The organism is Mesorhizobium sp. M7A.F.Ca.CA.004.12.1.1 (genome assembly GCF_003997835.1).
Lineage (GTDB): Bacteria > Pseudomonadota > Alphaproteobacteria > Rhizobiales > Rhizobiaceae > Mesorhizobium.
This window is the reverse complement of the sequence record NZ_RZRK01000160.1, coordinates 1-9,707: the sequence shown is the minus strand read 5'-3', so window position 1 is coordinate 9,707 and position 9,707 is coordinate 1. Positions and strand designations below refer to the sequence as shown.

General features: G+C 62.6%; 13 protein-coding genes. 7 read left to right on the top strand and 6 right to left on the bottom strand.

Features of this window, described 5'->3' with window-relative positions; translation table 11 throughout:
- A partial coding sequence (locus EN984_RS11165) for an oxidoreductase C-terminal domain-containing protein (RefSeq protein ID WP_281057280.1) occupies positions 1-305 on the top strand: 305 nt, incomplete at its 5' end.
- A gap of 238 nt (positions 306-543) precedes the next feature.
- On the opposite strand, the gene EN984_RS11155 is transcribed toward EN984_RS11165, so the two are convergent.
- The 6 genes from EN984_RS11155 to hslV all read right to left on the bottom strand — a co-directional run bounded on the left by EN984_RS11155 (position 544) and on the right by hslV (position 5,997).
- Positions 544-1,503, bottom strand: a complete 960-nt coding sequence (locus tag EN984_RS11155; RefSeq protein WP_127266871.1) for a DUF1402 family protein — start codon at positions 1,501-1,503, stop codon at positions 544-546.
- Positions 1,504-1,735: 232 nt separating this feature from the next.
- On the bottom strand, positions 1,736-3,049 hold the full coding sequence (gene hslU / locus EN984_RS11150; protein ID WP_127266872.1) for an ATP-dependent protease ATPase subunit HslU: 1,314 nt from the start codon (positions 3,047-3,049) through the stop codon (positions 1,736-1,738).
- Between the two features lie 4 nt (positions 3,050-3,053).
- Positions 3,054-3,599 (bottom strand): DUF2585 domain-containing protein, encoded by a 546-nt coding sequence (locus EN984_RS11145; RefSeq protein WP_236383093.1) that lies wholly within the window; start codon positions 3,597-3,599, stop codon positions 3,054-3,056.
- A gap of 105 nt (positions 3,600-3,704) precedes the next feature.
- Positions 3,705-4,865: a hypothetical protein gene (locus EN984_RS11140; RefSeq protein WP_164748903.1), complete on the bottom strand. Its 1,161-nt coding sequence runs from the start codon at positions 4,863-4,865 to the stop codon at positions 3,705-3,707.
- Entirely contained in the window at positions 4,862-5,374 is a 513-nt protein-coding gene (locus EN984_RS11135) for a GNAT family N-acetyltransferase (RefSeq protein ID WP_127270633.1), read from the bottom strand. Before EN984_RS11135 ends, EN984_RS11140 begins: the two co-directional genes overlap by 4 nt.
- 71 nt (positions 5,375-5,445) lie before the next feature.
- Entirely contained in the window at positions 5,446-5,997 is a 552-nt protein-coding gene (gene hslV / locus EN984_RS11130; protein WP_127266874.1) for an ATP-dependent protease subunit HslV, read from the bottom strand.
- Positions 5,998-6,225: 228 nt separating this feature from the next.
- On the opposite strand from hslV, the gene hisB reads away from it, so the two are divergent.
- The 6 genes from hisB to EN984_RS11100 all read left to right on the top strand — a co-directional run.
- The gene (hisB, locus tag EN984_RS11125; RefSeq protein WP_127266875.1) at positions 6,226-6,825 is read left to right on the top strand and encodes an imidazoleglycerol-phosphate dehydratase HisB; all 600 of its coding nucleotides are present in this window, start codon (positions 6,226-6,228) and stop codon (positions 6,823-6,825) included.
- A gap of 4 nt (positions 6,826-6,829) precedes the next feature.
- Positions 6,830-7,306: a DUF2628 domain-containing protein gene (locus EN984_RS11120; protein WP_027039976.1), complete on the top strand. Its 477-nt coding sequence runs from the start codon at positions 6,830-6,832 to the stop codon at positions 7,304-7,306.
- 1 nt (position 7,307) lies between these two features.
- On the top strand, positions 7,308-7,958 hold the full coding sequence (gene hisH / locus EN984_RS11115; protein WP_127266876.1) for an imidazole glycerol phosphate synthase subunit HisH: 651 nt from the start codon (positions 7,308-7,310) through the stop codon (positions 7,956-7,958).
- An 87-nt stretch (positions 7,959-8,045) separates the two neighbouring features.
- A complete protein-coding gene (locus EN984_RS11110) occupies positions 8,046-8,336 on the top strand; it encodes a DUF1330 domain-containing protein (RefSeq protein WP_127266877.1) in 291 nt (96 codons plus the stop codon).
- 4 nt (positions 8,337-8,340) lie between these two features.
- Entirely contained in the window at positions 8,341-9,084 is a 744-nt protein-coding gene (gene hisA, locus EN984_RS11105; RefSeq protein ID WP_127266878.1) for a 1-(5-phosphoribosyl)-5-[(5-phosphoribosylamino)methylideneamino]imidazole-4-carboxamide isomerase, read from the top strand.
- A partial coding sequence (locus tag EN984_RS11100; RefSeq protein ID WP_127383740.1) for an arginase family protein occupies positions 9,081-9,707 on the top strand: 627 nt, incomplete at its 3' end. The genes hisA and EN984_RS11100, both read left to right, overlap by 4 nt.

Below are 9,707 nucleotides of genomic sequence, written 5' to 3'. Positions count from 1 at the left end.
GTGCCGGCGAGGCGCATGCGGCGGTGCCGTGGTTCTGGTCGGATCAATATGGTCTGTCCCTGCAGATCGCCGGGCTGTCCGACGAAGGCAGCAGCACCGTGCGCCGCGACCTCGGCGATGGCGCCTTCATTCTCTTCCATTTGGCGCAAGACGGCAGGCTGGTGGCGGCCAGCGGCATCGGCCCCGGCAACGCGGTCGCCCGCGATATCAGGCTGGCCGACCTGCTGATCGGCAAGCACGCGAAACCGGCGCCGGAAGCGCTGGGATCACAGGCGGTCAAGCTGAAGTCGTTGCTGGCGGCTTGAGCCGTCGCGCCAATTGTCGACGTCTGCGCTGCCCCTCATCTGCCTGCCGGCATCTTCTCCCCGTATAGTGACGGGGAGAAGGGCGCTTTCGCCGAGGATTTCGCCAATCGGCAACGTTACAGAGGGGGCGTGGCGGTCAACGATGGCCCCTTTCTCCCCGTCGCTATACGGGGAGAAATGCCCGGCAGGGCAATGAGGGGCGGCGCAGGCGTCGGCAAATTAACGCCAGAGAGCCGCCCTAAAACAGCGCCTTCAGCTCCGGCAGCTTATCATTCACCAGCCAGCCATAGTAATTCTCTTCCGGCAGCTTTTCCGGCTCGCCGGCGGCGCGGCGCCTGTCGTTCTCCGCCTTCAGCGCGTCGGCGCGCTGCTCCGGATTGCCGACATTGTAGAGCGTGGCGGTGACCCCCGGATTGCCCGAAATGTCGAAGCCGGCAATGCTTTTATAGGCATCGATCGATTTCCGGATCGTCGCGGCGACGTAGGGCAGCGTCAGGTCGGGATCCATGATGGTCTTGTAGACCGAATTGGGATCGCCGACGTCGAGCTTCGGCAGGCCGGAAACCTTGTGCACGAGATCGCTCATCTGCAAGGCGGTCAGCGGATTGAGCTGGCCGAGGCCGAAGGTCTGGCCGGCATAGTAAGGCTGGAAGAAGGTGGCGCCGAAACGGTCGTCGGGAAAGCTGGTCCCGCCGACGCTCTTGCCGCGAAACGAATGGTTCCACACCTGCTCGCGGCATTCCCACAGATCGTAGCTGTCGGACATTGCGGCGCATTTCTTGAATTCCGGCCGCTGCACGAAATCCGTGATGTCCTCGCCTTCATAGGCGAAGGACAGCTTGCTGGAGAGATAGGAGATCGCCTTGACGTAGTAGGTCTGCAGCCGGTCATAGGCATCGACATTGTAGGTGTGCTCGCCGACGATGGCGCCGACGATGTGCAAGGGATCGATGCCGTAGGTGGCTGCTGCCTTCTTGATCTTGCCGCGCAGACCGGCGTCGTTCTGCAGCAGGGCGTAGACCTTGCGGTACTTCGCCTGGAAGCTGGTGTTGGTCGCCTGCGTGCGCCGGCTGGAGGCACCCGGAATGTCGGGCTGCACGGCATTGCGATTTCCCGGCGGCACCAATGTCGCTGCCTCGGCGGCGAACAGCGTCGCCGCCAGCGTCAAGCCGAGAATGACCAGGATCAGTTTTTTCATGCACCCGCCGCCCAAGCAATTCCAGGAAAAGTGTGAAACGGTTTCCCGGAATTCCGTCAAACCAAGAGATCGAGAATTGCCGCGCAAACTAGGTAAAGCTCTTGGTCGAGTCGAGAGCGCCCCTTCACCCGGCACTACGAAAGGTGGCCAGATGGTACCATCTGGCCACACATGATTTTGCTTGCCGGAAAATGTTGCCTGGACCGGCGCCGGAACGTTCCGGCGCCGTCGTTTAAAGGATGAACCGCGACAGGTCGGTATTCCTGGACAGGTCGCCGACATGCTTCTCCACATAGGCGGCATCGATGGTGACTGATGTGCCGTTGCGGTCGGGCGCATCGTAGGAGATTTCGTCCAGCACCCGCTCCATCACCGTCTGCAACCGCCTTGCGCCGATGTTCTCGACGCTGGCGTTGAGGTCGACGGCGATGCCGGCCAGCGAATCGATAGCGTCGTCGGTGAAGGTCAGCTCGACGCCCTCGGTCTTCATCAGCGCGATATACTGCTTGATCAGGCTGGCTTCGGTCTCGGTCAGGATGCGGACGAAATCGTCCTTCTCCAGCGCCCGCAGCTCGACCCGGATCGGCAGGCGGCCCTGCAATTCCGGCAACAGGTCTGACGGCTTCGAGACGTGGAAGGCGCCGGAGGCGATGAACAGGATGTGGTCGGTCTTCAGCGGTCCGTATTTGGTCGCCACCGTGGTGCCCTCGATCAGCGGCAGCAGGTCGCGCTGCACGCCTTCGCGGGAAACGCCGGCGCCCATGCCGCCTTCGCGCGAGGCGATCTTGTCGATCTCGTCGAGGAAGACGATGCCGTCATTCTCCGTCGCATCGAGCGCCCGCCGCACCACTTCGTCCTGGTCGAGCAGCTTGTCGGACTCGTCATTGACCAGCAGATCGTAGGACTCCTTCACCGTCGTCTTGCGCATCTTGGTCTTCTTGCCGCCCATCGCCTTCGACAGCATGTCGTTGATGTTCAGCACGCCGATATTGGCGCCGGGCATGCCGGGGATCTCGAAACCGGGCATGCCGCCGCTGCCGGTGTCGGCAACCTCGACCTCGATCTCCTTGTCGTCGAGCTCACCGTCGCGCAGCTTCTTGCGGAAACTATCGCGGGTGGCCGGGCTCGCGGTCTTGCCGACCAGCGCTTCCAGCACGCGTTCCTCGGCGTTGACGTGGGCGCGCGCCTTGACGTCTTCGCGCATCTTCTCACGCACCAGGCCGATGGCGATCTCGACCAGATCGCGGATGATCTGCTCGACATCGCGGCCGACATAGCCGACCTCGGTGAACTTGGTTGCCTCGACCTTGACGAAAGGCGCACCGGCGAGCCGCGCCAGGCGGCGCGAGATTTCGGTTTTGCCGACGCCGGTCGGCCCGATCATCAGGATGTTCTTCGGCATCACCTCTTCGCGCATCTGGCCTTCCAGCTGCTGGCGGCGCCAGCGGTTGCGCAAGGCGATGGCCACGGCGCGTTTGGCGTCCTTCTGGCCGATGATGAAACGGTCGAGTTCCGAAACGATTTCGCGGGGAGAAAATGTGCTCATATCACTAGATTCCACTTTGCCACTGCTTGATGGCCTCGAACGGATGCAGCAGCATGATCACGTTGAGTGTCAGATTGTCCCGGATGAGATAGCCGGTACCGAGTTCGAAGATGATGGCAAGGCTGACGATCACCCATATAGGTAGCCTTCGCGCCATCACAAATCCCAGCATCATGGCCAGTGTGTCGGACACCGAATTGATGATGCTGTCGCCGTAATAGTCGAGCGAGATGGTGCCGGCGCGGTAGCGCTCGATGATGAATGGGCTGTTTTCGAGCAGCTCCCAACCGCCTTCGATGAAGACGGCGAACGCCAGCCTCAAGCCGATCGGCGAACGCGGGAACAGGAATCTTGCCAGCGCATAGAACAGGAAGCCGTGGATGATGTGCGAGAACGTATACCAGTCCGAAATGTGCTGGGAATTCTCCGAACTCTGCACGACGCCATGCCAGAGCTTGACGTAGCCGCAGGTGCAGATCGGCGCTCGCCCCATGCCGTAGAGCGCCCCGGCCTGGAAGATGATCAGGGCGAGGACGAGCAGAAGCCCCATCCGCCAGCTGTCTTCATAGGCCGAATAGCTGTTCTCCGCGGTCGGTGTCGTCATCGGTTCATTCCCCCTCGTTTCGCGTCGCCGTCTCGACCATCACAAGCCTTGTCACGCCTTCAGCGGCGGTAGCCGGCGGATCACGGCAGCCGGCAAGGTGGGTTTGACCACAATCCGCCGGATACGCTGCCAGCCAGCCCCGAACAGAATGATCAGCGCGCCAACAACGACCAGGATCAAGGCAAAAGGCGGGATGCCCGTCGAATCGGAGGCGGAATTCACCAGATAATAGATGCCCAGCGAGCCGAAGTAAGCCAATGTCGGAACCAGAAGCGAACGGCGGTCGATGGCAAGCGCGACATAGAGGAAGCCAAGGATCAGTATAGTCAGCATGATGGTTGCATTGGCATCCGGCGCGATATGTCCGAACACGACGTTCTGGCCGGTTGCCATGATGAAGAGCGGATGCACCAGCATGGGCGCCGAGACGACATGCAGCCAGAAAGCGCAATCGGACCAGATCTTGCGTCGATCCCTGTCGTAAATGTCAAAAGCTACACCCGTTGCGAACACGATCAGGCCGCAGATCAGCGGCATGTAAAGTGCCGCGCGGAGCAATTCGGGAACATCCTCCATACGCGGTGGCGCAATCGCACCCGCTGTCACGCTATCATACAGGATTATCGCCGTTTGCAGGAAGGCAAGCAGTGTAAAAGCGATGGCGATAGCCCCGGCAATGATGGGGACGCGAAAACGCCAGAAATAGATCGCCGCCGCGATTATTCCTCCGCCCAGGAACAGATATCCGGCCTGGGACGCCGTCTGGCGCAACGCCAATAGCTGCCAGATAGTCTCCGGCTTGCGTATGCCGAAGCTGGCCTCCACCTGTAGCGCCAGAGCGGCCAGAATGGCGGCCATGAAAATCAGGGCAAGCACGGACGACGATAATTTCATCCGGTGCTGACGCGTGACGATTTCGGCGAGCCCCCAGGCGAAAACCGCGAGGATGCCTGCGATCCAGAATGTTTGGCCTGGAAGCAAGGTGGTCAGGACAAAGAAGAAGCCGGCGCTGAGCAGAACGGTTCCCACGGTGACAAACAGATCGTTGCCGCCGCCCACCAGCCGCAGGTTTTCCTCGTCACCCTCGTCATCGGCGCGCCTGGCCTCGGGGGCGAGAGCGACCGCACGTTCCATGGCCTCCAACTGATCGCGCAGGGTCTGCGAGATCAAACCTTTCGCGACTGCCTTGTCGAGGGTTTCGGCGCTGATCAATTGGGCTCCTGCGTCGCGTCGCGCGCCATCATCAAGGCCGGCCCGTACTCCGATGTTCTGGTGTCAAAGGCAACAAAGCCAGCCTTTTCATAGGCACGGATCGCCCTGACATTGGCGGGATCCGGATCGATGATGACGCGCGGAACACCTTCCTCGAAAAGCTGTTCGACGAACTGGCGCACGATTGCCGAGCCATGGCCGCGCCCGAGCAACTCCGGCACGCCGATCGACACGTCGATGCCGAGCGTGCCGAACGGCTGGTCGGCATAGGGATGGTCGTCTTCCAGATGCGGGTCGTAGCTCTGCAGATAGGCGATCGGCTTGCCGTCGAGCTCGACGATCAGCGGCTCGACCGAAATCGAGTCGATGTGCTCGCGAATGCCGGCGATTTCCGTCTCCGGATCGTCCCACCACTCTGCAACATGCGGCTCGGCGAGCCAGCCGGCGATCATCGGCAGGTCTTTTTCCGTCACCGGCCGAAAGTCGTAGCTATCTTCTTGTTCGGCGATGATCTCTGGACGAACGGAACCGTTCGTCCGAGAAAACCGGTTTCCACTTTTCGGGGTCATGGCCGGCCTTTTCAGCCGACCTCGAGCGTTTCGACGACGAAATTGTTGTTGGTGTAGACGCAGATGTCGGATGCGATCTGCATCGCCTTGCGGGCGATCTCCTCGGCATCCTTGTCGCTGTCCATCAGCGCGCGGGCCGCGGCCAGCGCGTAGTTACCGCCCGAACCGATGGCCATGACGCCGAATTCGGGCTCGAGCACGTCGCCAGTGCCGGTCAGCGCCAGCGATACCGACTTGTCGGCCACCAGCATCATCGCTTCCAGCCGGCGCAGATAGCGGTCGGTGCGCCAGTCCTTGGCGAGTTCGACGCAGGCGCGCGTCAGCTGGTCTGGATATTGTTCGAGCTTGGCTTCGAGCCGCTCCAGCAGCGTGAAGGCGTCGGCGGTGGCGCCGGCGAACCCGGCGATCACATTGCCGCCCTTGCCGATGCGGCGCACCTTCTTGGCGTTGCCCTTCATGATGGTCTGGCCAAGGCTGACCTGGCCGTCGCCGGCGATCACCACCTTGTTGCCCTTGCGCACCGTCACGATGGTCGTGGCGTGCATGGTCAGATTATCGGACATTTCCTGGCTCCGAGCAGCGCCATCCCGATAAGGCGATCGGCGCGGTACGAGTGACTTGATCGGCCATATGTATGCATGGGACCGATGATTGCAAACCGCTGGATAGCGGCCGGGTTCGCAACTGGCAATCGCCGGATCATGCTGCTAGAAGGCTTTCGTTTTCAAGCCTGCGAGCGCTTGAACCTCTGAGCTGGTCACGATGTGAACCTCTGGGACAAGGATAGAGTGATGCCGCCCCGCGCCGCCGAAGTCAGCCGCAAGACCAAGGAAACCGAGATTGCCGTCTCGGTCCATGTCGACGGCACCGGAAAATCGGACATTTCGACGGGCGTCGGCTTCTTCGACCATATGCTGGACCAGCTGGCGCGCCATTCCCTGATCGACATGACGGTCAGGGCCAAGGGCGACCTGCATATCGACGATCATCACACCGTCGAGGACACCGGCATCGCGCTTGGCCAGGCGCTGGCCAAGGCACTGGGCGAGCGGCGCGGCATCATGCGCTATGCCTCGATCGACCTTGCCATGGACGAGACGCTGACGCGCGCTGCGATCGACGTGTCCGGCCGTCCGTTCCTGGTCTGGAACGTTTCCTTCTCGTCGCCGAAGATCGGCACCTTCGACACCGAACTGGTGCGCGAATTCTTCCAGGCTTTGGCGCAGAATGCCGGCATCACGCTGCATGTCACCAATCACTATGGCGCCAACAACCATCACATCGCCGAGACCTGCTTCAAGGCGGTGGCGCGCGCGCTGCGCGCGGCTCTCGAACGCGATCCGCGCCAGCCGGATGCGGTTCCCTCCACCAAGGGATCGTTGAAGGGATAAGGCCATGGCCACCTATGTCGTGATGGAACCGCCAGGCCGCAGCGAGAAGGCCGATGCCACGGCCTTTGTCCGCGATGGCTTCACCTGGCTGGGCCTCCTGGTGCCGCCGCTATGGTTCGCCTGGCATCGGCTGTGGATCGAGGCAGCGCTTGCCTTCGTCGTCATGGGCCTGCTTTCGATGCTGGGCCAGAAGCTCGGCCTTGGTCTGGCCGGCTCGCTGCTGTCACTGTTGGTTTCGCTCTATGTCGGACTGGAAGGGCAAGGCCTGCGCATCGCGGCACTTCGCCGGCGCGGTTGGCACGAATGGGGCGCGGTCGAAGCCGGTTGGCTCGACGACGCCGACACACGCTATGCGCTGGAAGCGGAAGCGCTTGCCGATGAGGTTGTGCCGGCGCCGCGTATGGTCCCCGATGCTGCCCTCGCGCGGCCAGCGCAGCCGGGCATGGCGCTGGGGCTGACCCACATTCCGGGAAGAAGCTGACATGCGGGTTGCGATCATCGACTACGGCTCGGGCAATTTGCGCTCGGCCACCAAGGCTTTCGAGCGCGCCGCGCGCGAAGCCGGCATATCGGCCGATATCGACCTGACCGCAGATGCCGAGCAGGTGCGCACGGCCGATCGCATCGTCCTGCCCGGCGTCGGCGCCTATGCCGACTGCGCCTCCGGCCTGCAGGCCGTCGAAGGCATGTGGGAAGCCGTCGAGGAGGTTGCGATCGTCAAGGGCCGGCCGTTCCTCGGCATATGCGTCGGCATGCAGCTGATGTCGCAGCGCGGCCTCGAAAAGACGATTACCAAGGGCTTCGGCTGGATATCGGGCGACGTGAAGGAGATCATGCCTTCCGATCCGGCGCTGAAGATCCCGCAGATCGGCTGGAACACGATCGAGCTCAAGCGCCAGCATCCGCTGTTTGCCGGCATACCGACTGGCGCAAGCGGGCTGCATGCCTATTTCGTGCATTCCTATCATCTCGATGCGGGCAAGGCGGACGAGGTTCTGGCGGTTGCCGACTATGGCGGCCCGGTGACGGCGGCCGTCGCCCGCGACAATCTTGTCGGCACGCAGTTCCACCCGGAAAAGAGCCAGGCGCTCGGCCTCGCGCTGATCACCAATTTCCTGCGCTGGAGGCCCTAGAGCATGATCCCGAAAAGTGGACCCCGGCTTTCTCGGACAAACGGTTCCCGTTTGTCCGGAGATCATGCTCGAGCAGAGGGATAGACCATGAGCAAGAAGGGCTACTGGATGGCGATGGTCGAGGTGACCGATCCGGAAAACTATCCGCTATACATTGCCGCCAACAAAGCGGCTTTCGACAAATATGGCGCAAAGTTCCTGACCCGCGGCGGTCAGTCGTCGAGCCCGGAAGGGCTATCGGGCAATCGCCATGTCATCATCGAGTTCGAGAGCTATGCGGTCGCACTCGCCTGCTTCCATTCGCCTGAATACCAGGTGGCGCTGAAATTCCGACGTCTCTATTCGACATCCCATTTCGCCATTGTGGAAGGCGCCTGAACGGATGATCCTTTTCCCGGCGATAGATCTCAAGGACGGCCAGTGCGTGCGCCTCAGGCATGGCGACATGACGACCGCGACCATCTACAACGATGATCCTGCCGCGCAGGCGCGGGCCTTCGAGCAACAGGGTTTCGAATGGCTGCATGTCGTCGACCTCAACGGCGCCTTCCAGGGCCAGAGCGTCAACAGTGCGGCGGTCGGCGCCATCCTCAAGGCAACGAAGAACCCGGTGCAGCTCGGCGGCGGCATCCGCACGCTGGCGCAGATCGAGGACTGGCTCGATCGCGGCCTGGCCCGGGTCATCCTCGGCACGGTGGCGGTGCGTGACCCGGACCTTGTCAAACAGGCCTGCAAGGCGTTTCCGGGCAAGGTCGCCGTCGGCATCGACGCCAAGGGCGGCAAGGTCGCCGTCGAGGGCTGGGCCGAGGCGTCGAGCCTCGGCGTCATCGAACTGGCGAGGAAGTTCGAGGGCGCCGGCGTCGCTGCCATCATCTACACCGACATCGACCGCGACGGCGTTTTGACCGGCATCAACTGGGACGCCACCATCGACCTCGCCGATGCCGTGTCGATCCCGGTCATCGCGTCGGGCGGCCTCGCCTCGATCGCCGACATCGTGCGCATGACCATGCCCGATGCGCAAAAGCTCGAAGGCGCGATCTCCGGCCGCGCGCTCTATGACGGCCGCATCGATCCGGCCGAGGCCCTGGCGATCCTGCAGGGCAGGGCGGAGACGCGGACGTGAAAATCTCCATTATCCTGGCCTCCTATGACAGCGGCCACTATCATGGCGGCATGGGCCAGGGGCCGGACGCGCTGGTCTCTGGCGGGCTCGTCGACGCCCTGACGATGGCCGGCCACGATGTGATGGTCGAGGATATCGGCAAGGTTGGAGATGCCCAGGAGCGTGAAATCGCCACCGGCTTTGCCGTCTGCAACGCGGTTGCGAGCGAGGTTCGCCTTGCCCGCGACGCCGGTCGGTTTCCCATCGTCCTTGCCGGAAACTGCCTGACCAGCGCCGGCGCGGTCGCCGGCGAAGACGCCGATGCGATCATCTGGGCCGACCAGCATGGCGATCTCAACACGCCCGAGACATCCACATACGGCTTTCTCGACGGCATGGCGCTGGCGACCGTGCTTGGCCTGTGCTGGCGGCCGATGGCGTCGGCCATTCCGGGCTTCAAGCCGGTCGATCCGTCGCGTTGCGTGCTCGTCAACGCGCGCGATCTCGATCCCGCGGAAAAACAGCTTCTCGAGACATTGCCGATCGTGCGGACGGAGTGCTCCGGGGTGGCCCAGGCGGCCGAAAGACTGATGGTCGCCGGCGCCAGACGCGTGCACATGCATCTCGATATGGACGTGCACGAT

Coding starts and splice junctions, on each gene's coding strand:
- hisH (WP_127266876.1), top strand. CDS start 7,308: ATGCGGGTTGCGATCATCGACTACGGCTCGGGCAATTTGCGCTCGGCC.
- EN984_RS11155 (WP_127266871.1), bottom strand. CDS start 1,503: ATGAAAAAACTGATCCTGGTCATTCTCGGCTTGACGCTGGCGGCGACG.
- EN984_RS11120 (WP_027039976.1), top strand. CDS start 6,830: ATGGCCACCTATGTCGTGATGGAACCGCCAGGCCGCAGCGAGAAGGCC.
- hslU (WP_127266872.1), bottom strand. CDS start 3,049: ATGAGCACATTTTCTCCCCGCGAAATCGTTTCGGAACTCGACCGTTTC.
- hisA (WP_127266878.1), top strand. CDS start 8,341: ATGATCCTTTTCCCGGCGATAGATCTCAAGGACGGCCAGTGCGTGCGC.
- EN984_RS11110 (WP_127266877.1), top strand. CDS start 8,046: ATGAGCAAGAAGGGCTACTGGATGGCGATGGTCGAGGTGACCGATCCG.
- hisB (WP_127266875.1), top strand. CDS start 6,226: ATGCCGCCCCGCGCCGCCGAAGTCAGCCGCAAGACCAAGGAAACCGAG.
- EN984_RS11145 (WP_236383093.1), bottom strand. CDS start 3,599: ATGGGGCTTCTGCTCGTCCTCGCCCTGATCATCTTCCAGGCCGGGGCG.
- hslV (WP_127266874.1), bottom strand. CDS start 5,997: ATGTCCGATAATCTGACCATGCACGCCACGACCATCGTGACGGTGCGC.